Consider the following 24,032-nt stretch of genomic DNA (forward strand, 5'->3'; position numbering starts at 1 on the left):
GACACAAGGGATGACGAGATGGCTATAGGAATGGGCAACGAGATTTCCAACGCGCAGACCCCACGCCGGGCGGGGGTCAATTGGACGCCGCTACCGGTGCCGTGGGCGGTCCAGACCGCCGATCGAATCCCCAAGCAGCGCTACTACGATCCGGAGTTCTACGCGCTGGAGGCGGAGATGTTCTGGCCACGGGTGTGGCAGATGGCCTGCCGGCTCGAGGAGATCCCCAAGCCCGGCGATTTCGTCGAATACGAAATCCTCGACGAGTCGATCATCGTCGTCCGGGTGGACATCCACAGCGTGCGGGCCTACCACAACGCCTGCCGCCATCGCGGCGTGAAGCTGGTGGAAGGCAACGGGAATCGGCGCACCTTCGTGTGCCCATTTCACGGCTGGTGCTGGGGCATCGACGGCCGCAACACGTTCGTCCTGCGACCCGAGGCGTTCGCCGAAGAGAACATGGCCGACGACGACCTGGAGTTGGTGTCCGTGCGTTGTGAGCTCTGGGGTGGTTGCGCGTGGATCAATCTTGACGACGACGCACCGCCTTTGCGTGACTGGATGGAGCCGTTCGCGTCGATCTACGATGCGTGGCAGGTGGACTCGCTGCGCGTGGAGTGGTGGCAATCGTGCCGGCTGCCGGTGAATTGGAAGCTGGCGTCGGCGGCGTTCATGGAGGGCTATCACGTCCCGCAGACCCACCCGCAGCTGCTGCCGTCCGCGCAGACCGGCGAGCCCTCCGCGGCAGTACATCCCGTCGTCGCGAGCAGCCTCTATTTCATGCGCACCCTCGGTGATGGCATGGGCGGTATGACGCACGAAAACGACATCCGCATCGCCGAGGGCCTGCAGAACATCGAGTTGCCGGCCGATCCGGCTGCGGCGATGACGGCGTGGCGCACCGCCCTCAACGATGCCGTCGTCAACTGGCACCGCGCCCGCGGCAGCGCCATGCCCGATCTCAACGACCTGGTGCGGCGCGGGATCACCGACGCGATCGGATTCGCCTTTCCGCACCACTTCATCCTGCCGACCTACAGCAGCGCATCCGCGTATCGCATCCGTCCGCTGGGGCCCGAGGAGACCCTGTTCGAGATCTGGTCTCTCACGCGGTTTCCGGCGGATGCGTCGGCCGGCAAGCCCACACCTCCGGAACCAATGGCGCCCGATGATCCGCGCTGGCCGCCCATCCCCGCCCAGGATTTCTCCAACCTGCCGAGACAGCAGAAGGGTTTGCACGCACGAGGCTTTGAGTTCATGCGGTTGTCCGATCAAATCGAGGGACTGATCTCGAACTTCGAACGAGTCATCGACGGTTTCCTGGCCGGCCTGCCGTACACCACCCTGCTGCCCGCCATCCAGAAGACCAACACCACCATCGATGTGCCGATCGCCGATCTCGGCTTCGGCTCGGAGGCACCATGACCACCCGGTGGGACCACTCCGCGGACCTGGTCATCGCGGGCAGCGGCGGGGGCGGCATGGTCGCCGGTCTGGCCGCACTGGACTGCGGGCTCGAACCGCTGATCATCGAGAAGCAGCCGCTGGTCGGCGGCTCGACGGGGCTGTCGGGCGGCATCGTCTGGCTGCCGAACAACCCGTTGATGCGGGCCGACGGCATCGCGGACTCGCACGAAGACGGCCTGGCTTATCTGGCCGACGTGGTCGGTGACATCGGTGCGCCGTCCTCACCCGAGCGACGCGAGATGTTCCTGACCGCGGGCTTCGAAATGATCAACTTCCTCACCCGCAAAAGGATCGAACTGATCCGGTGTGCGGGCTGGAGCGACTACTACCCGAACCACAAGGGGGGCAACGCGTCCGGCCGCGCCGTCGAGGGGATCCCGTTCGATGCCGCGAAGCTTGGCAGCTGGAGCGACAAGGTGCAGCCGCCGCTGGCCAAGAACTACGGATATGTGGTGCTGACCAACGAGTTACGGTCGGTCCAGTATTTCAACCGCGCGCCGCGCGCCTTCGCCGTCGCATCGCGGGTATTCCTGCGCACCGCGATGGCACGGGCCAGGCGACGTCAGATCCTCACCAACGGCGCATCGCTGATCGCTCAAATGCTCAAGGCGCTCATGGATCTCAGTGACGGGAATCCCCCGCTGTGGACCGATGCCGCGATGGCGGATCTGGTCGTCGACGACGGCCGAGTGGTCGGCGTGCGCATCGTCCGCGACGGGAAGCCGTTGAATGTCGAGGCCCGCAAGGGAGTTCTGCTGGCCGCCGGCGGCTTCGGCCACAACAAGGAAATGCGCCGCCGTTACAGCGGTAATCAGCCCAACGAAGGGAAGTGGTCGATCGCCAACGCCGGCGACACCGGTGAGGTGCTCGAGGCGGCCATGCGGCTGGGCGCCAAGACCGACCTGCTGGACGAGGCCTGGTGGCTGCCTTCGGTTTTCATCGCCAACGGCGGCGCCGTCGCCGCCTCCCTCGGATCCGGGCGCCAGCGTCCCGGGGCCATCTATGTCGACTCGACCGGCCGGCGGTTCTGTAACGAGTCCAACTCCTACGTCGAGGTCGGCAAAGCAATGTATGCGAACAAGGCCGTGCCGTGCTGGATGATCTTCGACGAGGGATATGTGCGCAGATACGTCACCAGCGCCAATCCGTTGAAGCGAAACCAGCCGCTGCCCGCCGAGCTGATCGAGTCCGGTGCCGTCAAGCGGGCCGCGAAAATTTCAGACCTCGCCCGTGAGATCGACCTTCCCGCCGACGAACTGGCAAGCACGATTCAGCGATTCAACCAATTCGCGGCCAAGGGGCTCGATCCCGACTTCGGCCGCGGCCAATCGGCCTATAATGACTGCCTCGGCGACCCCGGGTATCGGCCGAACGCCGCCATCGGCCCGCTCGACGCCGCACCGTACTACGCCACCCGGGTGCTCCCCGCCGATGTCGGGACGTGTGGCGGGGTCATCACCAACGAGCACGCCCAGGTTCTCGACGAACAGGATCGGGTGATCGAGGGTCTGTACGCCACCGGCAACACCACCGCGACGGTGATGGGGCGAACGTATCCGGGTGCCGGGGCGAGCATCGCCAGCTCCATGGTGTTCGGTTACGTCGCCGCGCGCCATGCGGCGGGACGCAAGATCGCCGGCGAGATGAGCCGCTAGGCGGCCACTCCCGCCGAGCGTGAAGTTACTTTCACTCTCGGCGCCCAGCGTGAAACTAATTTCACGTTGGGGGACAATCCTTCTCGTCGCGGTCGACGAATTCACGCGGCTTCATGCCCGACCGCATCAGCTCGGCCCGCCGCGCCTGCACATCAGAGGCGGCGCCGACCATGTTCGTCAAGATGTGACTGACCTGTAGATGCACCCGCATACCCATCAATTCCCAGGCGCGCTTTACGTTGTTCTTGACCGCCATCAGTGTGGTCAACGGGATTTGGGCGATCTTGCGCGCCATCTCCTCAACGGTGTCTTCGAGTTCGTCGCGCGGGACCACCCGGTTGAGCAGCCCCCACTCGAGGGCTTGCTGCGCGGTCAGGGTCGGCGCGAGCAGCAGCCAGTCCATGGTGCGATGCCAGTTCATCAACAGCCACGGCTCGATCATCGTGTGCCCGCCGGGTTCGCCGAGGCTTTGGGCGAGTGGCATCTGAAAATATGCGTCCTCGGAGGCGACGCAGAAGTCGGTCAGCAAGCCGAGATAAATCCCACCGCCCATGCAATAGCCATGGATCTGCGAGATGGTCGGCTTGGGAAATTCCCACAGATAAAGCGTCGGCCACAAAAACAGGTCAGCGGTGCCTTTGTAGAGGTCCTCGAACGTGTCCCCAAAATCCGGATACGGGTTTTCATCCGGGCCCCAGCGCGCCACATGGCCGCCGCAGAATCCCTTGCCGTTCGCCTTGAGAATGACGACCTTGATGTCCTTGTCGCGGTCGGCCTCGTGCAGGCAACCATCGACCTCGCTGACCAGGACGGCATCCTTGGTGTTGGCCTTGTCCGCCCGGTTCAGAATGATCCGCGCAATCGGCGGTTCGCGCTCATAAATGACCGCTTCCAGGACACGCCGCTCCATCCCGGTGACATTACCGGAGAGTGTCATTTCGGAATTCGCTTTGCGGTTGCGCAATGTTCGCGGGAGGAGTGAAGTGTATGGAGGCGCTGGACCAGTCCGTGACGAATGGAGCTGCGATGACGACTCCGTCGGACCGAGCTGCGCAGCTGGACCTGGTGGCCCGGCTGCGATCCTCCTACCCCGAACTCCCTGATGCTCCCTCGCCGGATCTCATTGACCACGAACGCTTCAACGCCTACGTCAAGACTCCTCATGACGTCGGCGGCGAGCCGGACGCTCCGATCGAATTCGAGAACAAGCAGTACGAGATTTGGGAGCACAACACCTACGTCATGTGTGAGGTGCTCGGCTGGCGCGGGATCTGGTTGTCCGAGGAACGACGGCGGATGGGTAACGTCGACCTGGGCCGCGCCATCTATCTCGGCCTCCCCTACTACGGCAGGTGGCTGCTGGCGGTCGCACGCGTCCTCGCCGAAAAACATCACATCGGCCTCAGCGAATTAGCCGAACGCATGGCCGAGGTCAAGACCCGCTACGCGGGAGGCTTACGCGGAAAACCCTTGGAGGCCAAGCCCAAGTCCGAAGGCGACCCCGCCGCTGTCACTCGCAACCGGCACCACCGACACGCCGTCGGCAAGGGCGACCCGCAGGTCTACGCCGGACAGGCCGGCGCGCCAAAGTTCAACGTCGGCGACAAGGTCGTGGTGCGCGAGCTGCCCGTGTTGCTCTACACCCGCACGCAGGAGTATGTGCGCGGCGCGACGGGCGAGATCGCGGCCGTTTCATACGAAAGCCCAGCCGCCGAGGACGAGACCTGGGACGGGGCGGACCAACAACCTGAATGGTTCTACATCGTTCGGTTCAACCTCTCCGAGTTATGGCATGGCTACACCGGACCCGGCAACGACACGTTGCAGACCGAGATCCCCGAACGGTGGCTCGAATGGGCCGAATAGCGTCGGAAAGGACTCCAGCATGACCGCCCACGAGCACGACCACGAGCGCACCGCCGCGCCCATGGTGGACGAAATCACCGACTTCGAAGTCCTCGAGATCGCGCTTCGCGAATTATGCATCGAGAAGGGCATTTTCACTGCTGAAGACCATCGCCGCTTCACGGAATTCGCCGAGCAGATCGGCCCCACTCCCGCGGCGCGCCTGGTGGCTAAGGCTTGGCTCGATCCTTCCTTCAAGGAACTAGTGCGCTCGGATGCACACGCCGCCAGCAAGGAGGTCGGCGTCGACTGGCTGGAACCGACCGGGTTCGGAACGCCGAGCGACTTCACCGCCCTGCACGTGCTGGAAGACACCCCGACGCTGCATCACGTGATCGTCTGCACGCTGTGCTCGTGCTACCCGCGCCCGATTCTGGGCAATTCGCCGGAGTGGTACCGCACGCCCAACTATCGCCGTCGCATCGTGCGCTGGCCGCGCCAGGTACTCGCGGAATTCGGCCTGATCCTTCCGGAAGACGTCGAGATCCGGGTGGAGGATTCCAACCAGAAGCATCGCTTCATGGTGATGCCCGTCCGTCCCGACGGAACGCAGGGTTGGACCGAAGACCAACTCGTCGACATCATTACGCGCGATTGCCTGATCGGCGTTGCGTTGCCCAAGCCGGGAGTGACGACCAACGTCATCACCCAGACGCGTTTGGCCGTCCACCCGGTGGTCGATTGATGCGAGGTCAAAGATGAGCACCGCGCAAACCCCACGCCCCATCAGGGATTCCACTGTCGCGCCCCTGGCGAAAATCGTTGAACGCAACCAAGTCTGGAGTCGCATGGCGGCCACGTACGGGGTCGACAACCCGGCGCCACCCTGGAAGACGAGTCTCGACGGGGTTTGTGACGCTCTCGATCAAAGCAGTTGCGGCCCAGAGCTACTCAACTTCGTCGACCGGCGCGACGAAGAGGACACGCTGTCGGCAACTGTCTACGCTGACCTGCCTTACCCGGAAAATCGGCTGGTCGCGTTGGCGCACTCGCTGGTGGCGCGCGGCGTCATCGACGAATCCGAGCTCGAAGAGCGCATGGCGGCAGTGCGGGCCAGGCTCGAATCGTGACCACGCTCCCCGGCGACGAACATCACACCCCCTCCCCCGTCACTTTTTAGTTGTTCCGCACCGGGTGCGCTATGCTGACAGCAACGTTGGCCTCTTCACCATGAATGTCAACACCGTCGTGGAACGCTTCCTCATCCTCCGGTATCAGCCCGAAACGCGTGCTTGAGACCGAATCCAGATGACCGTGCATCCGCACTAGCTTGTCTCGCGGCGATCGATTTTGCCGACCGGCAATCTCGCCACCTTGTGCTGATGGCCGCGCGACGTTCTCTGCTGCCTGGCACTACCGATGCCTGAAAGGCACCGAAAAGTGACTACCGACAAAACCTTTGCCGATCTCGGTGTGCGCAGAAAAATCGTCGATGCGCTCGCACAGCGCGGCATCACACATCCATTTCCGATTCAGGTCGAGACCCTTCCCGACACCCTCGCCGGCAAAGACGTGCTGGGCCGCGGGAAGACAGGCAGCGGAAAAACCCTTGCCTTCTCGATCCCACTAGTCACCCGGCTCTCCGAGCGGAACCGGCGCCCCTCGCGGCCATCGGGTTTGGTACTAGCGCCCACCCGTGAGCTGGCGACGCAGATCGCAGCGACGCTTGAGCCGTTGGCGACGGCCTGCGGCCTGCGGATCACCACGATCTTCGGCGGCGTTTCGCAAAGCCGTCAGGTCGCCGCCCTCAGGTCCGGCGTCGACATCGTGGTGGCGTGCCCGGGCCGGCTCGAGGACTTGATGAAGCAACGGTTGATCAGCCTCGAGGCCGTTGAGATCACGGTCATCGACGAAGCCGATCACATGGCCGATCTCGGCTTCCTGCCCGGCGTCACCCGTATCCTGGCCGCTACCCCGAATGGTGGCCAGCGGCTGCTCTTTTCGGCGACCCTGGACAACGGCGTCGACAAGCTCGTGCAGCGGTTCCTCCGAAACGAGGTGCTGCACTCGGTCGACGAGGCCAACTCGCCGGTATCCGAGATGACCCATCACGTGTTCCACGTCGCCAATGCCGAAGCCAAAAAGGAAGTCGTGCACCGGCTGGCATCCGGCACCGGACGCCGGATTCTGTTCATGCGTACCAAGCATCAAGCTCGCAAACTCGCCAAACAGCTCACCGAATCGGGCGTTCCGTCAGTCGACTTGCATGGCAACCTGTCTCAGCCCGCGCGCGAGCGCAACCTCGCGATGTTCGCCTCGGGTGGCGCCCGGGTGCTGGTGGCGACCGACATCGCCGCGCGTGGCGTACACGTCGACGAGGTCGAGCTCGTCGTGCACATCGACCCGCCCAGTGAGCACAAGTCCTACCTGCACCGGTCCGGTCGCACGGCGCGGGCGGGAAGCGCCGGTGACGTCGTCACCGTGGTGCTGCCCGAGCAGCGTCGTGACACCCAGATGTTGATGCGCAAGGCCGGCATCAAGGTCGCCCCGCAGCAGGTGACCGCCGCATCCGAGGCGGTGCAAGCGCTCGTAGGTGAGGTCGCGCCCTACCAGGCCCCCGCACCCGCCCGGGCACCGGCGCACACACCTGCGCAGCATCGGACCAACTCCGGCGGGCAGCGGCGTCGCCGGACCAGCAGGTCGCCGAGGACCAACCCCACACCCACCGAATCGGCGATGTCTCACCGCAGCGGTACGCCTGCGCGGCGGCCGGATCGTCGCCGCTCCAGCCGTGCGCAAGGAAGTACCGGCTAGCCCACCGGTCTGAGCGGTCAGCGCCGGGCCAGTAGCCACGCGTGACCGTCGCCTTCGCCGGCGTCGATCAAGTCCAGGCCGGCGAAGGCTGCGGGCAGCTCGCCGGCCACGGCGCGGAAGGCACCGGGACTGGCCCCGACCTCACTGAGCGCGGCGATCGCCAGCAGCCCGCCCGGCGACAGCCGTTCGATGATCGCCCGGTCGAGGCGAGGGTCGCGGAACTTGCAGCAGAGGATGACATCGACCGGCGTCCCCGCCGGCAGACCGCCGTCGAGATCGACGACGTCAAACCGACAGCGGTCACCCACCCCGGCACGCTGGGCCAATTCCCGCGCGTGGCTGATGGCCACCGGGGAGACGTCGAACCCCTCCAACCGCAGTCCGCGTGCTGCCAGCCAGACCGAGCCGGTCCCCTGCCCGCAGGCCAGGTCGAGCGCCCGGCCGGCCATGGGAAACAGATCCGCATAGCCCGCGAAAACGTCGGGCGGCGCAACCGAACTCAGCGGTGGCGGCCCCTTCGCCGCGTACCGTTCGTCCCAGCGACGCCGGTCCGCTTCGTCCATAGGCGCCACTCTAGAACGCGGCTTCTTCTGGACAACTGTCTGTTATTGGGATTCCGCAACCGAGCCGAACGCGATGAACGGATGTTGTTGGCGGCTGGTCGCGTTCCTACACTGGACGAGTGTCTAGAGATGTGTCGTTCCCGGTCGTTACCGGGAAAGCGGCCCCCGCGAACGCGGCTCGCCGGTCAGATCGTCGGCCCGGGCAGACCATCCGCAAGGTCCTCGATGCCGGGTTGGCGGAGCTGCGGGAATCCTCGTACGCGAACCTGACGATGCGCGCGGTCGCGACTCGCGCCGGGGTATCACCGGCCAGCGCCTACACCTACTTTCCCTCGAAAAGCGCGCTCGTCGCGGCGGTGTATCTGCGCTTCCTGCGCGACCTGCCGCTGCATACCGACGTCAACGACACCACCAAGACCCGAGTCAGCGCCGCGCTGCGGGACATGGCGGTCGTCGTCGCCGATGAGCCGGAGCTGACCGCCGCCTGTGGCGCCGCGCTGATGGCCGACGATCCGGCGGTCGCACCGATTCGGGAACAGATCGGCGAAGAAGTGACCAAGCGGATCGGGGCCGCGCTCGGTCCGGGTTGGCCACGGGCCGTGAAATCCACGCTGCAGATGACCTTCTCCGGCGCGCTGATGACCGCCCGGTTCGTCAGCTTCGCCGAGATCTCCGGGCAGCTCGACGAGGCGGTCAACCTCATCCTGGGTGCATCGGTGGCATGAAAGTTGCAGCACCTTAAGCCAATAGGTGCGGCTAACCGGTGTAGGCCAGCTTTCGCGCCGGGCTGCCGGCCCGGAGGAATTCGCCGAATCGCTGCTGGCCCAGCTCGGGCGAAGCCTTACCCGCGGCGAAGGCGAGTTTCCCCGACACCAGGACTGCTGTGACCGTGTCGTCGTTGCGGTTCACCATCCGCGACAGCCCGCCGTAGGACTGGACCGGATGCTCGGCGTAGCGGTCGAGTGATTCGTCGAGCTTGTCGGGATTGAGGACCACGATGTCGGCGCGGTCGCCTTCACGCAGCGTGCCGGCGTCGATCTCGTACCACGCGCCGAGCTCACCGGTAAGCCGGTGCACGGCGTGCTCGATCGACATGAACGGGGTTCCTTGCTTCTCGGCGTCGCGCACGTGGCGCAGCAGGCGCAGGCCCGAGTTGTAGAACGCCATGTTGCGCAAATGCGCACCCGCGTCCGAGAACCCCATCTGCACGCCTGCGCTTTGCGCCAGCTTCTTGAGCAATTCGGGCCGGTGGTTGGAGATCGTGGTGCGCCAGCGCAGCTTCTCGCCATGCTCGAGCACCAGATCCAGGAACGCGTCGACCGGATGCAGGCCGCCGCGATCCAGACCCACCTGCCCGAACGATTTACCGACTACCGATTCGTCCGGGCAGGCCACGATGTCAGCGTCGAAGAAGTCGCGGTGCCACACCCTGGGTCCGTATTTCTGGTCGTAGTCCTTGCGGAACTGACGCCGATAGTCCTCGTCGCGCATCAGCTCGTTGCGGGCGATCTCATCCTGCAGATGCAGCGCCGCTGCGCCGGAGCCGAACTCTTCGAAGATCACCAGCGAAATCCCGTCAGCGTAGACCTCGAACGGAACCGGCAGATGCTGCCAGCGGAAATCCGCGCCGAGCGCATTGACCAAGCGGGCGAGCCAGTCCATCAGGTAGATGACCGGCGGTAGGGACTTGACGTCCGCGGCCGACAGCAGGCTGGTCTTCAACCGCCGGCGTCCCACCCCGAGCGAGGTGACCAGTTGCGAAACGATCGACAACGGGTTCTTGATGTCGGGCCCCGACTGCAGGATTTTGTTGCGCCGCCGCAGGATTGCGTTCAAGCGCCGGAGTTCAGGCGCCTTCGCGTAGGTCGACGGCAGGGTGCGCGAACGGCAGACCTCGCCGTCGAGTTTGTCGAACAGCAGTTGCTGCGAGGACAACCCGACGAAGCCTTCGTCGAGAGCGTCTTCGAGCATCGACTCCATCCGCGCCAGCTCCGCCGCCGACGGGCGGGTGTCCTTGCGTGTTGCCCGGTCCAGTCCCATCGTCGCGGCGCGCATGTCGGAGTGACCGATGAACGCCGCAATGTTGGGGCCGAGATTGCGCTGTTCGAGTGCAGCCACATACTCCTTGGGGCTGTTCCATGACCGGGCTTCGTTGAGCTGCTCGATGACATAGCGCCGCGGAATCGCCTCGACGCGGCCGAAGATGTCACCCGCGTCGACGTTGTCCAGGTACACGGTGGACAGCGAGCAGGAGCCCAGCATCACGGTCGTCACACCGTGTCGCAGCGACTCGGAAAGCGCTGGCTCACAGAGCGTCTCGATGTCGTAGTGGGTGTGGATGTCGATAATGCCCGGAATCACCCACTGACCGGTGGCATCGATGAGCTGGGCGCCGGTCGTGTCGAGTGGCCCCTTGGCGATGGTGACAACGCGGCCGCCACACACGCCGATGTCCCTCAGAGCCGACGGCCCGCCCGTCCCGTCGAACCAGCGTCCGTTCGCGATCACGGTGTCGTACTGCATCGGTCGGCCTCTCTGTTGCGCCGGAGCCTCCGGATCCACAGTGATCATACATAATATGAATTCTGTCTTGCCGCGCTATCCGGGCACGCGCCGCGGTTCGCCAGCGACGATGGCGTCGCGAAGACGATATGATCCGGCTGTGGGGTTCACCGGCTACGGGTTTGCCGCCCGTTAATCATGCGCAGTCACGGTTGGGCTGGAAATACGCCTTCGTCCGATGCGGAGGCGATCGAGCGCATCCTCGACGCCGCCGACCAGATCATCGACGAACGTGGCTCGGCGATGCGTATCGCCGACGTGGCGCGGGCCCTGGGGGTGACGCGGCAGACCGTCTATCGATACTTTCCCGGAACGCAGGCGTTGTTGGTGGCCTCGGCGATGCGGTCGGCCGACGGCTTCCTCGATCGCATGGCGGCCCACCTCCAGGGGGTAACCGACCCGGTGGTGGCTATCACCGAGGGCATGGCTTTCGCCATCGAAGAGCTGGCCTCGGACAACCAGGTCGAATTCGTGCTCAACCAGCGCTACCGCGGCGGCCAGAAGGTTTCGATCATCTCCGACACCGCGCTGGCGTTCGGTCGTTCGATGCTCCATCGCTACGACATCGATTGGGAGCACTACGGTTTCGATGAAGCCGGCCTGGACGAGCTGAACGAGTTCTCGCTGCGGGTTCTGCATTCCTTCCTGGCCGACCCCGGCCGGCCGCCGCGCAGCGGTGCCGATCTGCGCCGCTACCTCACCCGCTGGATCGGGCCGGCGATCGCCTATCCGCAAATGGTCCGGGCCATGGATGCACTGGGCGCCCCGGAGCCGGCGCGAACACGCCGGCGTTCTTCGAAAGCCTCCTGACCAGAGGAGGGTAGGACCGGTGAACCCGACCATGCACATATGTCTTTATGTCCGGGCGGCCACACGCGCAACGCTCCGCCCCTCGAGCTGTTGATCAGTTCCCCCCGTTCGGCGATCCTCAAACGAGTCGACGTTGTCTACCAATCTAAGGAGGCCTGGGCGTCATGGGTTTGGCACAGGTCGCGTTGAGCAGCGCACCCATCTTCGGTGGCGCACTGCTCGCGGTTGCGGCGGGGCAATTCAAAGGCCCGGATTACCGAGAAGCGATCAAGCAGGACATGGAACTGCTTGAACGACTGCCGCCCGAAGACGTTGACAGGCGCGCCGAACTTCGGCGCACCATCGAAGGTCGCATCGATGATCTGGTCGATGCCGCGGACCGCAGCCGAGCGCTACGGCGGGCCGCGCTGTCCTACCACGGCAACTGGCGAGACGGGGTTCTGCTGCTCTGCGCCGTGCTGTTCACGATCGTCTGGTGGGACGTCAGCCACAGCAGGGATAACTGGCTGCCGATGTTCGTCGTCTTGATCCTGCTGTGCGTGCTGGCCGCAGCCTATGCGTTCCGCGGCGCGCTGCAGACGGTCCGGTCCGTTCTGCGCGCCAAGCGGCAGGGTCACACCAAGGGTTAGTGGTCGCTCGAGTCGTTGACTTGGAGGCCTTCGTCACATTCTCCGGCGGTGGACGACCGCACAACGCGCGCTCCTGGATGTCCTGTGGCAGGATCGCGATGTGAAGGCGCATCCTCTCGCTGTGTTGACTTGTGCTGTGCTGTCGCCGATTTGGACTCTGCTCGTCGGCCCGTTCGCCACGGCGTCGGCAGATCCATGCCCCGACGTCGAGGTGGTGTTCGCCCGGGGCACCACCGAACCGCCCGGTCTCGGGCGCATCGGCCAGAACTTCGTCGACACCTTGCGCTCGCACGTCGGGGGTAAGTCGGTGGGCGTCTATCCGGTCAACTACCCGGCCACCACCGACTTTCCCACGGCCGCCGACGGCATCAGCGACGCCGGAAATCATGTCGAGCAGGTGGCGGCGAATTGTCCCCGCACCAAGATGGTGCTGGGTGGCTACTCGCAGGGCGCCGCGGTGATGGGCTTCGTCACCGAAAGCGCCGTCCCGGACGGCGTGCATCTGGTGCAGGCGCTACAGCCGATGCCGGCCGAAGTCGCCAACCACGTGGCCGCGGTGGCGCTGTTCGGCAAGCCATCGGGCCAGTTCATGAGCATCATCAATCAGCCGCCGGTAAACATCGGGCCGCTGTATTCGGCGAAGACGCTCGAATTGTGTGTGCCCGGCGACCCGGTCTGTTCCGGCGCGGGCAACCCCGCCGCCCACCGCCAATACGTCGAAGCCGGGATGGTTGACCAAGCGGCCGATTTCGCTGCCAATCGGCTCTCCTAAGGCTCGATCGTGCCAGGGGGGCTTGAGCCGGCCTCGAGCGCTTGCACGGCCGCCTCGACGTTGGGCGAGGATCGTCGGCCCGCAAGGATGCACGACCTGTCCGAGCGCGCGGGCGAAGTATGGAGCGACGGCGCCCGCCGCGCACACCGCCCGGGATCGGACTCTGCCGGTCGGTTAGTTTGCTGGCGTGCCGTGCTGCCTCGTCACTGGGCCGTGCCACCGATCATCTGGTGAACGTCGCGCACCGACCACGGCCCGGCCTGGTGGTGGTCGCGGTAGCCCAGCAGCCGCGGTGTTTGGCGGTCGAAGCGACCCACGAAACCGCCTGCGGCAATGAAGATTTGACCCGTAACATCACGCGACAAATCGCTGGCGAGATAAGCGTAGAGCGGTGCGACGAACTCGGGCGGAGCGCTGTCGAGTGATGCCCGCATGGTCATTTCGTCGAGCAGCCCACGGCGGTGCAGGTCTTCGATATGTTGTTCGTATTCGGCACCCGTGGAGAGCCGTGTCCTGGCGCCCGGACACACCACGTTGGCCCGCACGCCGTGGGGCTTCAGTTCGGCGGCAATGGCCATCGTCAGGCCGTTGACACCACCCTTGCCGGCCGGATATCCCGTCCCGCCGTAGTCACCCAGAAACGCCACCGAACTGGTGTTGATGATGGCTCCGTGCCCCTGCGCGGCCAGCACGGGAGCGGCCACCCGGCAGGTGTGGAAGGCAGTGCCCAGGTGGCCGCTGATCAGGCGGTCGAACTCGTCCGGGGAGATCGTCAGGATCGACGAACCAGGGGGTTCGGCGATGCCGGCGCAATTGATCAGCGTGTCCAGCCGTCCGAACGTGCTCACGCATGCGTCGACGAGCGAGCGGGCGCAGCGTCCTTCGTCTGCGGCTCCGATCACCGCGGTGGCCCGCCCGCCCGACGCCGTGATCGCCGCGACCGTCTCCTGTACGGCGTGCTCGTCACGTCCGTTGACGACCACACCGGCACCGAGGCTGCCCAGCAGCTCAGCGACCGCTCGTCCGATGCCGCGGCTGCCCCCCGATACCACCACGCCGCGCCCCGCCAGCGGAACCTCGGTGCCGTTCATCGCACGCTCCCGCAGGGGAAAAGTCGAGGACTACGTAAAGCGTTGCGCGCGAATTGGTCTCGCCATCGGAGGTAGCCGAGCCGGCCGATCGAGGTTCCGAACATTAGGCGAACAGTACCCAGCCGAATCAGAAATGAGAACCAAGGGCGCCCGGTGCCGGATCGCGCGAGTCTCAGCGCGCCGAGCACGGGCGGTTCCCCCACGCGGCACCGGCGAATACATCACCGTCGACAAGAATCAGCCCGAACCGGCGAGAATTCGTTTGCCACACCCCCGGGTTACTTCGTCGTCGGCCGCGGCAAGGCCCGCAACCCCCAGCCGGACGACGGTGTGTTCTGTGGGCGTAAGGCCATCGCTCCTGACCCGCGGCTTGCCGATACTCCGCTTGTACACCGTGGAAACTGTTCAGAATTCATCCGAACCCGCCACCCCAAGCGATCGCCGGGCAGGGCGGAGGGGCGTATAGTCTCCAATGAAGTCCGTTATGGACGCGTCGCCGTTTAGCTAAAAGCGGTCCAGTCAGCCGCACGGCTACTGAGCTTGATGGCTCCGGCGAGTCAGCCCCAGCCAGCTCCCCGCTCATCGTGCGTTTGGGCAATCGACCGTCCGCGGATCGAGATGCAGTGGGGGCGAGGAATGCGCATAGCTGCAACCTTCCACGGCACACGGCTCTAGGAGAGTCAGTATGCAAACTTTTTCTCGCGCAACGGTTTACCCGATTCGTCGAGTGAACACGGGGTGCGTCGGCCGATGACCAATGTAATTTCTGCAACCCGTCCGGCTCCCGTACCACCGCCCACCAAGAAATCCGACGATTCGTACGACGACGTCGTCGAAATGTTCTTGGTGCTGCAGCAGTTGCCTGCCGAATCACTCGAGTACGCCCATCAGCGCGAACGCATCGTGTCCCGATGCCTGCCGCTGGCGGACCACGTGGCCAGTCACTTCGCCCGCCGGGGCGAGGGTCTCGAGGACCTGATTCAGGTCGCGCGCCTAGGGCTGATGAACGCCGTCAAACGATTCGACCCCGCGAAGGGTCCCAGCTTCATCGGGTTCGCCGTGCCCACCATGATGGGCGAGGTCCGGCGTTACTTCCGTGACTACAGCTGGGGAATGCGCGTCCCGCGGCGGTTGCGCGAGCTGCACGTGCAGATCAGCCGGACGACCGCGGACCTGTCCCAGCAACTCGGGCGCGCGCCCACCGCGGGCGAGCTGTCCCAGGTGCTCGAGGTTCCGCGCGAGGAGATCGTCGAATGCCTCGTCGCGGGAGACGCCTATCGGCTCGACTCCCTGGATGCGCCGCTCGGCGCCGACAGCTCGGGAACGCCCCGCTCGGTGGCCGACTCGGTCGGCGACATCGATCCGCAGATCGAGCACATCACCAACCGGGAAGCGCTGCGGGTGCTGGTTGCCACCCTTCCGCAGCGTGAACGCGAGGTGTTGCGGATGCGCTTTTTTGAATCCATGACGCAGAGTCAGATCGCGGAGCGGATCGGCGTGTCGCAGATGCAGGTATCGCGCATCCTGGCAAATACGCTGAGCTGCCTGCGCGATCAACTCGAGTAGGCGGCTCAATCCCTCAGGACGCTGCGCGGCGTACCTTGCCGCGCAGCCCTGTACTGTGCGACTGAAAAGGACAACCGGACTTTGTCGCCAGGACGACCTGGAAGGGAGCTGGATGCGATGAGGATGTCACGAACGGTGATCGCGGGTGTCGCAGCGGCGGCGGCACTGGCGGGGTCGATGGCCGGCTGCGGCGGCAACAAGCCGCAGCCTTCGCCGTCGAAGTCAGGTTCGGCAACCTCGGCCACCAGCTCCGCGCCGGCGTCATCGGCGCCGGCGCGGCCCAATCAGTACGCCAAGCTGCTCATCGCGCCCAGTGACATCAACGCCCCGGTCCCCTTCACCGCCGCGCCCCCGACCGACAATCCCAACGGCCAGCCGGGCGTGGCGACCACCTTCAAGGACGACGACGGTAGCCACGCGATCAAGGTGACCATCGGTGTCTACGACGATCCCGATGAGGCCACGAACGCGTTGAACACCGCGAAGGGGCAACAGGGCGGTGTGATCAAGGATCCCACCACGCAACCGTCGGACATCGGCAGTGGCGGAACGATGTTGATGGGCAATACCCCGGATCGCAGCAAGGGTGTGGTGATCCTCCTCTTCACGGAGGGCAAGGCGTTTGCCACGCTGGAATTCGACGGCCCACCCGACACGCTAGCCCCGCCGGACTTCGTCAACGACGTCGGCCAAAAGCAAGATGCGGCCATCAAGAAGGGGCTCGGCGGCTAGGGCTGCGCCGCGACCACCGAGGGACGCCATGAACGTCATCAACGGCATGCCGGCTCACGCCCTACTGCTGCATTTCGTGTTGGTGCTGGTGCCGCTGACCGCCCTGCTGGAAATCGTTTGCGGGTTATGGCCGGCGGCCCGGCGCGGCCAGCTGATGTGGCTCACGCTGCTCCTGGCCGCGGTCACCATGGTGTTGACGCCGATCACCGTCAACGCAGGCGGATGGCTCTACGACTTGAAGACAAATCCCAGCCCGATTCTGCGCGAACATGCCGAGCGGGGCAGCCTGATGTCCTATTTCTCCGCCGCGTTGCTGGCGGCCGCCGTCGTGCTTGTGGTCGTGCGGGTGATCGAACGGCGATCCGGCAGGAGTCCCGTCGCCACCCGAATACTCGTCGCGATACTGGTGCTGGCGGTGGGGGTCTCGTCGATGGTTCAGATCTACCGCGTGGGCGACGCCGGTGCGCACTCGGTCTGGGGCACCGCGATCGCGCGCCTGACAAAAGCCCCTGCAGTCTGACGACGCTGCTCGCGGCAAAACTCTTCGATACGTGCCGGGCGGCCTCGGCCGCGGTAACTGTTGCGCGCTAATCACATTCCGCGACATGGGCGCTTGTGTCGTATTACCGATTGCGGTGCGCGGTCGGCGTGAGAAGAAAGAGCCGAAACCGGCGCCGGCCTGCGCATTCCTGGGCGAGCCGATAATTCGGCCAGGACGCCAGCGCTTTGCCCCACGCTTCGTCACGCTCCGCGCCGCCGAGCAGCCGCACCGTCGCCACGAACCGATGGCCACGACGGCGGACGGTGACCCGTTGCGCCGCTTTCAGATTCGCCGACCAGGATGGGTGGCGCGAACGCCCCCAATTCGATCCGACCAACAGCAGGCCCTCGCGGAAGGGCACGTATTGGACGGTCGCGCTGCGGGCGAGACCGGTCTTGCGGCCCGAGATGGTGATCCGCACGTTGGGCAGTCCGGCCAAATCCAGCACGCCGAGCCGTCCGCTGGTCAGGAAGCGAAACACGGCTTCGAGCGACTCCACGATGTGGTGACCGTCCAGCATCAGCAGGCGGTAGGCCGTCGGGTTGCGGGCCCACCGCCGCAGCGGATTCATGGGATGACTGTATTTCCCCGGACGGTGGATCAAGGCGTCAGGACGATGAAATGCCGTTGACGAACCGACGTTTCGCAGGCCACTCGAGCCCGGCCGGCGCTAAACAAATAAATTGCTTGATTTAACCCGGCACGAGGTGTTCACTGAGGCGATGACTGCCGAGCGGGTTGCTCGCTCCGACCGGTCGACGGGCACCCGAGGGGCGATCTTGTCGGCCGCCGAAGTGCTATTCGCCGAACGCGGGATGTACGCGGTGTCGAACCGGCAGATCAGCGAAGCGGCCGGACAGGGCAACAACGCCGCGGCGTGCTACCACTTCGGCACCAGGGTTGACCTGCTCCGCGCGATCGAAAGCAAGCATCGCGAGCCGATCGAGGAGCTGCGTGCCCAGATGTTGGCCGCCATCGGCGATTCGACCGAGCTACGGGACTGGGTCGGCGCGTTGGTGCGCCCGTTGACCGATCATCTGTCCGCGCTGGGCACCCCGACCTGGTACGCCCGGTTCGCCGCGCAGGCCATGGCCGATCCGGCATACCGCCAAGTGGTCACCAAAGACGCACTGGCGTCGCCGTTGCTGGTGCAGACACTCGACGGCATCAACCGCTGCCTGCCGGAGCTGCCCAAGCGAGTGCGCGCCGAACGGATGGTGATGGTGCGCAACCTGCTCATGCACACCTGCGCGGAACACGAAGGCGCACTGGCAGAGCACGGACCGCGGTCGCGTTCGGCGTGGACGGTGGCCGGCGAAGGGCTGATCGACGCGATCGTCGGACTGTGGCGCGCGCCGGTTCACGTGGGCGCGGCCGGCGGCGAGCCAATGCAGACATCCGCGCAGGCCGACAACCGAGGAGCACGATGACCGAAGGATCCACCGCCACCGATATCCCGGAGTTTCCGATGACACGGGCGCCCGGCTGCCCGTTCGCCCCGTCGCCGAAGGTATTGGAGCTCAACGCCGACAAGCAACTGAGCAGGGTCCGGATCTGGGACGACAGCACCCCCTGGCTCATCCACGGCTACGACGCGATACGCGCGCTGTTCACCGATTCCCGCACCAGCGTCGACGACCGGCTGCCCGGCTATCCGCACTGGAACGCGGGCATGCTGGCCACGGTGCACAAGCGCCCGCGCTCGGTGTTCACCTCCGACGCCGAAGAACACACCCGGTTCCGCCGGATGCTGTCTAAACCGTTCACGTTCAAGCGAGTTGAAGCGCTGCGGCCCGCGGTACAGAAGATCACCGAGGACCACATCGACACGCTGCTAGCGGGCCCGAAGCCGGGCGACATCGTCAGCACCCTCTCGCTGCCGGTCCCCTCTCTGGTCATCAGCGAACTGCTGGGCGTGCCCTATGAAGACGCGGAATTCTTTCAGACGCAAGCCCAGCGGGGCATGGGCCGCTACGCGACCGAGGAGGACACCGCCCAGGGCGCCGCCTCGTTGGCGAAGTATCTGGCCAACCTGGTTCGGACGAAGATGCAAAGTCCCTCAGAGGATTTGGTTTCCGACCTGGCCGAGCGGGTCAACGCCGAAGAGATCAGCGTGCGCGAGGCCGCGCAATTGGCCACCGGTGTGCTGATCGCGGGCCACGAGACCACGGCGAACATGATCAGCCTGAGCATCGCGGCGTTGCTCGAGCACACCGATCAACGGGAGCTGCTGCGCCACACCGATGATCCGAAGGTCGTCGCCACCGCGGTCGAAGAGCTGATGCGCTACCTGAGCATCATCCAGACCGGCCAGCGACGAATCGCCTTCGAGGACATCGAGATTGGCGGGGAGACCATCCGCGCCGGCGACGGCATCATCTTGGACGTCGCCCCCGCCAACTGGGATGACCGCCAGTTCCCCAATCCGGGCCGGCTGGACCTGCTTCGCGAAAACGGCCCGCACGTCGGGTTCGGCTACGGCCGCCACCAGTGTGTGGGGCAGCAACTGGCCCGCATGGAATTACAGATCGTCTTGCCGACCCTGCTGCGCCGCGTTCCGACGCTACAGCTTGCCGTGCCGCTGGACGACCTTCCGTTCAAACATGACGCGCTGGCCTACGGCCTCTACGAGTTGCCCGTGACATGGTGAAACCCGATCTGTCGCTGAATGTTCCAGATCTGCGTGGCAGATTAGCCGTTGTGACCGGGGCCAACAGTGGTCTGGGGTTCGGCCTGGCGAAGCGCCTGTCGGCCGCGGGCGCTGAGGTGATGATGGCGATCCGCGACCGGGTCAAGGGCGAGCAGGCGATCGCCGAGATCCGCCGAGAGGTACCCCAGGCCAAACTCAGCATCAGGCAACTCGACCTGTCGTCGCTGACCAGCGTCGCCACGCTGGCCGAGGAACTGTCCGCGGAAGGGCGCGCGATCGACATCCTGATCAACAACGCGGGCGTCATGACGCCCCCGCAACGGCAAGAGACCAGCGATGGCTTCGAATTGCAGTTCGGGACAAACCATCTAGGACACTTCGCGTTGACCGGACGGCTGGTGGGTTTGCTGCGGGCGGCGGAATCCGCGCGAGTCGTCACCGTCAGCAGCATCGCCGCGACCCAGGGTGATCTCGACTTCGGCGACGTCAACGCGCAACGGCGATACAAGCCGATGAATGCGTACGGCATCGCCAAATTGGCGCAGCTGATGTTCGCCGTCGAATTGGATCGGCGCAGCCGCCTGAGCGGGTGGGGGTTGATGTCCAACGCCGCGCACCCCGGCCTGTCCAAAACGAACCTGCTCAGCGGAGCGTCGTACGGCCACACCGCACCGACGTTGCAGGCCCGATTGACTAGGCTGACCTGGCGGCTGCTGCCGTTCATGTGGCTCGACATCGACGAAGGCATCAAGCCGACCCTCTACGCCGCGGTATCGCCCGATGCGCAGGGCGGCAAATACTACGGACCGCGCGGCTTTTACGAAACGGTCAGGGGTGGAGTCACTTTCGCGAGCGTCCCCCGGCTGGCGCGCAGCGAGCCCGATATGCGACAGCTGTGGCAGCTCTCCGAACGGCTCACCGGTGTCAGCTATCCGGATTGACATCAGGAAGTGGTTTTAGATGGCGTTCGAGACGGCGATGCGCACACTCCCGGAAAATCAGCGTGGACAGTCGGTGTTGACGGTGCTTGACGTCTACCGTGAACCCATGGCCGCGGTAGCCGGTTCGCCGGTGCTCGGAGAGCGGTTCCGAGCTGCCGTCCACGCCGCAGGGCGTGCGATCCCCCATGTGTCGAGGGAGCTGATCGACAAATACCTGGCCGATCTAGAACGGATCGGCATGTTGACCCGGTAATCCGCACGGCAAGTGTTCTAAAGACGAAGGGACGATGATGTCCAGCCCAACCCAAGCCCTTTACCCAGACCGAGGATGCGGTTCGGGTCGTCGGCGGCAACATCAAGAAGTTCCTGGGAATCTGCGCATGACCAAGTCATTGACTGCCCACGCCTCAGTGCTCGACATCCCCGATGAGCCCGACTGGGCCCGCATGCGAACCGAGACCGGAGCGCGGCTGCGCTCCGCGATGGCCGAACACGGTGTCGACGCGCTGATTTTGCTGATGAACGGCTACGTCGGGTATGCGACAGGTACCAGCTGGCCGCTGCTGGACGCCGGCCTGTCACACGTGGAGCGCCCGGTCGCCGTCGTGCTCGCCGACGACGTGCATCCGCACCTGTTCATGCCGTTCCGCAGCGGGGCGTCCGCGGACTATCCCGTGCCGGACGATCACCTGCACGGTCCTGCCTACCTCGAATTCGACTGCGGTGTGCGGGATTTCGCGCGGAAGCTGGCCGGTCTCGTCCCGGCTGGGGCACACATCGCCGTCGACGAACTCACCGGTGCCATGCGGCGGGCGGCGGCCACGCTGTTCCCTGCGGGACCGCCGACGGATGCGGCGATCGTGCTCGGCGCCGCGCAATTGGTGAAGACCCGTGACGAGTTGTCCTGTCTGCGCAGGGTGGCCCGCATCACCGAGCAGGCGATCGTCGATGTGCAGAAGGCGCTGAGGCCCGGCGTGCGACAGATCGATCTTTCGGCCACCTTCGTCCGTCGCGCGTTCGAACTTGGCGCCACCACCAACATGCTGGACGCCATCTGGCAGGTGATGCCGAGCTCGCGGGAAGCCGGGGTGTGGACGACCCATGGTGATCTCGCGCTGCCGTTGCTCCCGACCGATCGGGACCTGGCCGCGGGCGATGTGTTGTGGACCGATATCAGCATCACCTACCACGGCTACTGCTCGGACTTCGGACGCACCTGGATTGTCGGCGATTCGCCCACGCCGAGACAGCAAAACCAATTCCGGCGGTGGCGCGCAATTTTGGATGCCGTCCTCGCGGTCACCGAAGCCGGCGCGACCTCAGGTGACTTGGCGCGCGCGGCGATCGCGGCCAACGGCGGCCGCAAACCGTGGCTGCCGCACTTCTACCTGGGCCACGGCATCGGCACCTACCCCGCCGAAGCTCCAATGATCGGAACGGATCTCGGCGAGGAGTTCGACGACAACTTCGTCTTTGCGCCCGGCATGGTTCTGGTGCTGGAACCCGTGGTGTGGGAAGACGGCACCGGAGGGTATCGCAGTGAGGAGATCGTCGTGATCACCGAAGACGGCTACGCGCCGATTACCGACTACCCCTATACCCCCTATGGCGACTGAAGTTCTGCCCGACGCGCGCCCGTTGCGTTCGGGCCGGAGGGAACGCGCGCTGGCACAGATGGAGAAGCACGAGCTCGACATCCTGGTACTGGGCCGACAGGCCAACATCCGTTACGTCACCGGCGCCCCGCAGCTGTGGATCGCCGGTACCCGGCCCTTCGGTCCGATGTGTGTGCTGGTGCGCGCCACCGGAGATATCTACCTCAACAGCACCGACGACGAGGGCGTTCCGGAGGAGATCGGCCACGATCACCTGTACGGGCTGGCCTGGAACCCGATGACGCTCATCGACGTCCTGAAAAAGATCGATGGCGCCGAGGCGGCGCGGCGGGTCGGAACCGACGCGATCACACCGACTTTCGCGGCCCTACTGCCCGAGGCGTTTCCCAATGCCGAGCTCATCGACGCCGAGCCCGCCATGCGTGCGGCGCGGCGCATAAAGACGCCCGACGAAATCGCGGCGATGGATCAGGCATTGCGGGTAGCCGAACGCGGACTGGCCAGCGCGCTAAGCGAATTTGCGCCGGGCGTTTCGGAGCGGACACTTGCCGGGGTGATGATGGAGGCGATGGCCGCGGGCGGGGTGAGCACGCCGGCGACCCAGGACGCCGCATGGGTGACATCGCGAGAACAGCCGTGGCGGCGCGCTGCCGCGCACGAGGTCGGGCCGGGCGACCTCGTCGCGTTCGCCGCCGGCGCGCTGGCGAATGGCTACGTCGCCGAAGTCGGCCGAACCTGGTCGGCCGACGATACCGTCACCGCCGAGGGCCGCGCGCTCTTCGAACGCTCGGATGTGTTGTACGACAAGATGCTTGCCGCCTGTGGGGCGGGCGCATCCACCCGTGATCTGCTCGCCGCGTACGACGTGGCGGGTGAACCGATCCCGCCGATGCCGGTCGCGCACGGGCTGGGCCTGGGGTTCGATCCGCCCGTGGTGTCCGAAACGCTCTCGGCCGCGGGCGAACACGACCGCCTCGAGGCCGGTATGGTGTTGGCGATCACCGGGTATGTGTGGCAGCAGGGCGTAGGCGCGGTGTTTCGTCGAGACACCGTGCATATCACCGAGCATGGCGTCGAGGTGCTGACCACCAGCCCGTCCTGGGGCCAGTGCGGTTAAGCTACCCCATACCGCCGTTTGGTGAGTACACCACTTCGAATTCACGTGTGCCACTGCAGTTTCACCGGTAACACCGCTCAGTTTTTTGTCGGTATCCCTTCATAAAATATGAGGCATGGGTCCGAGTAGTCGGGAAGAGATCGTCGAGGTATTCGACGCGCTCGAAAGCGACTTGGACCGTGCCTGCGGATTGTCGTTCGATGCTCTGACCACTCGAGAACGGCTGGCAATGTTGGAACGCTGCGAAAAGCTGCGCCGGCGCATACCAGCGGTGGAGCATCCGCTGATCAACTCCCTCGCCCGTGACGCCACTCCACAAGAGTTGAGCGGCAAGCTGTCCCACGCGATCGCGGAATCGACGTTGATCAGCCGCGGCGAAGCCGCCCGGCGCATTCGTGAGGCCGCCGACTTGGGGCCACGGCGGGGGCTGACCGGCGAACCGCTGGCACCGATGCTGGCGGCGACCGCGGCCGCACAACGCGACGGCACGCTCGGCGCCGGTCAGGTCTCGGTCATCCGAAAGTTCTATCACCAGTTGCCCGGCTGGATAGATTGGGCCACGCGCGAGCAGGCTGAGGCCAAACTTGCCATGGAAGGAACCCGGTATCGGCCCGAACAAGTTAGCAAGCTGGCCGACATCCTGGCCGATTGCCTCAACCCC

Annotated in this window: 25 protein-coding genes; 20 read left to right on the forward strand and 5 right to left on the reverse strand. The window is 65.3% G+C overall.

Annotation, left to right across the window (positions count from 1 at the left end):
* The first annotated feature begins 18 nt into the window (after positions 1 to 18).
* Positions 19 to 1,425, forward strand: coding sequence for an aromatic ring-hydroxylating oxygenase subunit alpha (locus tag VFW69_RS07615; RefSeq protein WP_526499769.1), 1,407 nt, complete (start codon positions 19 to 21; stop codon positions 1,423 to 1,425).
* Entirely contained in the window at positions 1,422 to 3,122 is a 1,701-nt protein-coding gene (locus VFW69_RS07620) for an FAD-dependent oxidoreductase (RefSeq protein WP_526499771.1), read from the forward strand. Before VFW69_RS07615 ends, VFW69_RS07620 begins: the two co-directional genes overlap by 4 nt.
* A 61-nt stretch (positions 3,123 to 3,183) precedes the next feature.
* Here the strand turns inward: VFW69_RS07620 and VFW69_RS07625 are convergent, their stop codons facing one another.
* Positions 3,184 to 4,032, reverse strand: coding sequence for an enoyl-CoA hydratase/isomerase family protein (locus VFW69_RS07625; RefSeq protein WP_526499818.1), 849 nt, complete (start codon positions 4,030 to 4,032; stop codon positions 3,184 to 3,186).
* A gap of 116 nt (positions 4,033 to 4,148) precedes the next feature.
* Here VFW69_RS07625 and VFW69_RS07630 point away from each other — a divergent pair, with 116 nt between their 5' ends.
* From VFW69_RS07630 to VFW69_RS07645, 4 genes are all read left to right on the forward strand, one after another.
* Positions 4,149 to 4,988 carry an SH3-like domain-containing protein gene (locus VFW69_RS07630; protein WP_526499773.1) on the forward strand — a complete coding sequence of 280 codons (840 nt, stop codon included), beginning with the start codon at positions 4,149 to 4,151 and terminating at the stop codon, positions 4,986 to 4,988.
* 19 nt (positions 4,989 to 5,007) lie between these two features.
* Positions 5,008 to 5,712, forward strand: coding sequence for a thiocyanate hydrolase subunit gamma (gene scnC, locus VFW69_RS07635; RefSeq protein ID WP_526499776.1), 705 nt, complete (start codon positions 5,008 to 5,010; stop codon positions 5,710 to 5,712).
* A 13-nt stretch (positions 5,713 to 5,725) separates the two neighbouring features.
* Positions 5,726 to 6,097 (forward strand): thiocyanate hydrolase, encoded by a 372-nt coding sequence (locus VFW69_RS07640; RefSeq protein WP_526499778.1) that lies wholly within the window; start codon positions 5,726 to 5,728, stop codon positions 6,095 to 6,097.
* Positions 6,098 to 6,407: 310 nt separating this feature from the next.
* Positions 6,408 to 7,781, forward strand: coding sequence for a DEAD/DEAH box helicase (locus VFW69_RS07645; protein ID WP_526499780.1), 1,374 nt, complete (start codon positions 6,408 to 6,410; stop codon positions 7,779 to 7,781).
* Positions 7,782 to 7,798: 17 nt separating this feature from the next.
* On the opposite strand, the gene VFW69_RS07650 is transcribed toward VFW69_RS07645, so the two are convergent.
* Complete coding sequence (locus VFW69_RS07650) at positions 7,799 to 8,344, reverse strand: class I SAM-dependent methyltransferase (RefSeq protein ID WP_526499782.1); 546 nt, start codon at positions 8,342 to 8,344, stop codon at positions 7,799 to 7,801.
* 119 nt (positions 8,345 to 8,463) lie between these two features.
* On the opposite strand from VFW69_RS07650, the gene VFW69_RS07655 reads away from it, so the two are divergent.
* The gene (locus tag VFW69_RS07655) at positions 8,464 to 9,069 is read left to right on the forward strand and encodes a TetR/AcrR family transcriptional regulator (RefSeq protein WP_526499784.1); all 606 of its coding nucleotides are present in this window, start codon (positions 8,464 to 8,466) and stop codon (positions 9,067 to 9,069) included.
* 31 nt (positions 9,070 to 9,100) lie between these two features.
* On the opposite strand, the gene VFW69_RS07660 is transcribed toward VFW69_RS07655, so the two are convergent.
* On the reverse strand, positions 9,101 to 10,867 hold the full coding sequence (locus VFW69_RS07660; RefSeq protein ID WP_526499786.1) for an N-acyl-D-amino-acid deacylase family protein: 1,767 nt from the start codon (positions 10,865 to 10,867) through the stop codon (positions 9,101 to 9,103).
* Between the two features lie 177 nt (positions 10,868 to 11,044).
* Between VFW69_RS07660 and VFW69_RS07665 the strand changes: the two genes are divergently transcribed.
* The 3 genes from VFW69_RS07665 (at position 11,045) to VFW69_RS07675 (ending at position 13,117) form a co-directional block, all read left to right on the forward strand.
* Positions 11,045 to 11,716 carry a TetR/AcrR family transcriptional regulator gene (locus tag VFW69_RS07665; protein ID WP_526499788.1) on the forward strand — a complete coding sequence of 224 codons (672 nt, stop codon included), beginning with the start codon at positions 11,045 to 11,047 and terminating at the stop codon, positions 11,714 to 11,716.
* 164 nt (positions 11,717 to 11,880) lie between these two features.
* The gene (locus tag VFW69_RS07670; protein WP_526499790.1) at positions 11,881 to 12,345 is read left to right on the forward strand and encodes a hypothetical protein; all 465 of its coding nucleotides are present in this window, start codon (positions 11,881 to 11,883) and stop codon (positions 12,343 to 12,345) included.
* Between the two features lie 136 nt (positions 12,346 to 12,481).
* On the forward strand, positions 12,482 to 13,117 hold the full coding sequence (locus VFW69_RS07675) for a cutinase family protein (RefSeq protein ID WP_526499792.1): 636 nt from the start codon (positions 12,482 to 12,484) through the stop codon (positions 13,115 to 13,117).
* Between the two features lie 203 nt (positions 13,118 to 13,320).
* On the opposite strand, the gene VFW69_RS07680 is transcribed toward VFW69_RS07675, so the two are convergent.
* Positions 13,321 to 14,208, reverse strand: a complete 888-nt coding sequence (locus VFW69_RS07680; protein WP_526499794.1) for an SDR family NAD(P)-dependent oxidoreductase — start codon at positions 14,206 to 14,208, stop codon at positions 13,321 to 13,323.
* Between the two features lie 750 nt (positions 14,209 to 14,958).
* On the opposite strand from VFW69_RS07680, the gene VFW69_RS07685 reads away from it, so the two are divergent.
* The 3 genes from VFW69_RS07685 to VFW69_RS07695 all read left to right on the forward strand — a co-directional run bounded on the left by VFW69_RS07685 (position 14,959) and on the right by VFW69_RS07695 (position 17,026).
* Complete coding sequence (locus VFW69_RS07685; RefSeq protein ID WP_526499796.1) at positions 14,959 to 15,774, forward strand: RNA polymerase sigma factor SigF; 816 nt, start codon at positions 14,959 to 14,961, stop codon at positions 15,772 to 15,774.
* A gap of 117 nt (positions 15,775 to 15,891) precedes the next feature.
* Positions 15,892 to 16,506 carry a hypothetical protein gene (locus VFW69_RS07690; protein ID WP_526499798.1) on the forward strand — a complete coding sequence of 205 codons (615 nt, stop codon included), beginning with the start codon at positions 15,892 to 15,894 and terminating at the stop codon, positions 16,504 to 16,506.
* 28 nt (positions 16,507 to 16,534) lie between these two features.
* The gene (locus VFW69_RS07695; RefSeq protein ID WP_526499800.1) at positions 16,535 to 17,026 is read left to right on the forward strand and encodes a hypothetical protein; all 492 of its coding nucleotides are present in this window, start codon (positions 16,535 to 16,537) and stop codon (positions 17,024 to 17,026) included.
* A 103-nt stretch (positions 17,027 to 17,129) separates the two neighbouring features.
* Here VFW69_RS07695 and VFW69_RS07700 read toward each other — a convergent pair whose 3' ends face one another.
* Positions 17,130 to 17,618, reverse strand: coding sequence for a nitroreductase family deazaflavin-dependent oxidoreductase (locus VFW69_RS07700; RefSeq protein ID WP_526499802.1), 489 nt, complete (start codon positions 17,616 to 17,618; stop codon positions 17,130 to 17,132).
* Between the two features lie 136 nt (positions 17,619 to 17,754).
* Between VFW69_RS07700 and VFW69_RS07705 the strand changes: the two genes are divergently transcribed.
* The 7 genes from VFW69_RS07705 to VFW69_RS07735 form a co-directional block, all read left to right on the forward strand.
* Positions 17,755 to 18,477 (forward strand): TetR/AcrR family transcriptional regulator, encoded by a 723-nt coding sequence (locus tag VFW69_RS07705; RefSeq protein ID WP_526499820.1) that lies wholly within the window; start codon positions 17,755 to 17,757, stop codon positions 18,475 to 18,477.
* Positions 18,474 to 19,697, forward strand: a complete 1,224-nt coding sequence (locus tag VFW69_RS07710) for a cytochrome P450 (RefSeq protein ID WP_526499804.1) — start codon at positions 18,474 to 18,476, stop codon at positions 19,695 to 19,697. Before VFW69_RS07705 ends, VFW69_RS07710 begins: the two co-directional genes overlap by 4 nt.
* On the forward strand, positions 19,691 to 20,638 hold the full coding sequence (locus VFW69_RS07715) for an SDR family oxidoreductase (RefSeq protein ID WP_526499806.1): 948 nt from the start codon (positions 19,691 to 19,693) through the stop codon (positions 20,636 to 20,638). The genes VFW69_RS07710 and VFW69_RS07715 overlap by 7 nt, the downstream gene beginning before the upstream one ends.
* 19 nt (positions 20,639 to 20,657) lie before the next feature.
* Complete coding sequence (locus tag VFW69_RS07720; RefSeq protein ID WP_526499808.1) at positions 20,658 to 20,891, forward strand: hypothetical protein; 234 nt, start codon at positions 20,658 to 20,660, stop codon at positions 20,889 to 20,891.
* A 127-nt stretch (positions 20,892 to 21,018) separates the two neighbouring features.
* Positions 21,019 to 22,254 (forward strand): M24 family metallopeptidase, encoded by a 1,236-nt coding sequence (locus VFW69_RS07725; RefSeq protein WP_526499810.1) that lies wholly within the window; start codon positions 21,019 to 21,021, stop codon positions 22,252 to 22,254.
* Positions 22,244 to 23,371, forward strand: coding sequence for a M24 family metallopeptidase (locus VFW69_RS07730; protein ID WP_526499812.1), 1,128 nt, complete (start codon positions 22,244 to 22,246; stop codon positions 23,369 to 23,371). The genes VFW69_RS07725 and VFW69_RS07730 overlap by 11 nt, the downstream gene beginning before the upstream one ends.
* Before the next feature lie 115 nt (positions 23,372 to 23,486).
* Positions 23,487 to 24,032: DUF222 domain-containing protein (locus VFW69_RS07735; RefSeq protein ID WP_526499814.1), on the forward strand; the 546-nt coding region annotated here is incomplete at its 3' end.

Source organism: Mycobacterium sp., from assembly GCF_036273375.1.
GTDB lineage: Bacteria > Actinomycetota > Actinomycetes > Mycobacteriales > Mycobacteriaceae > Mycobacterium.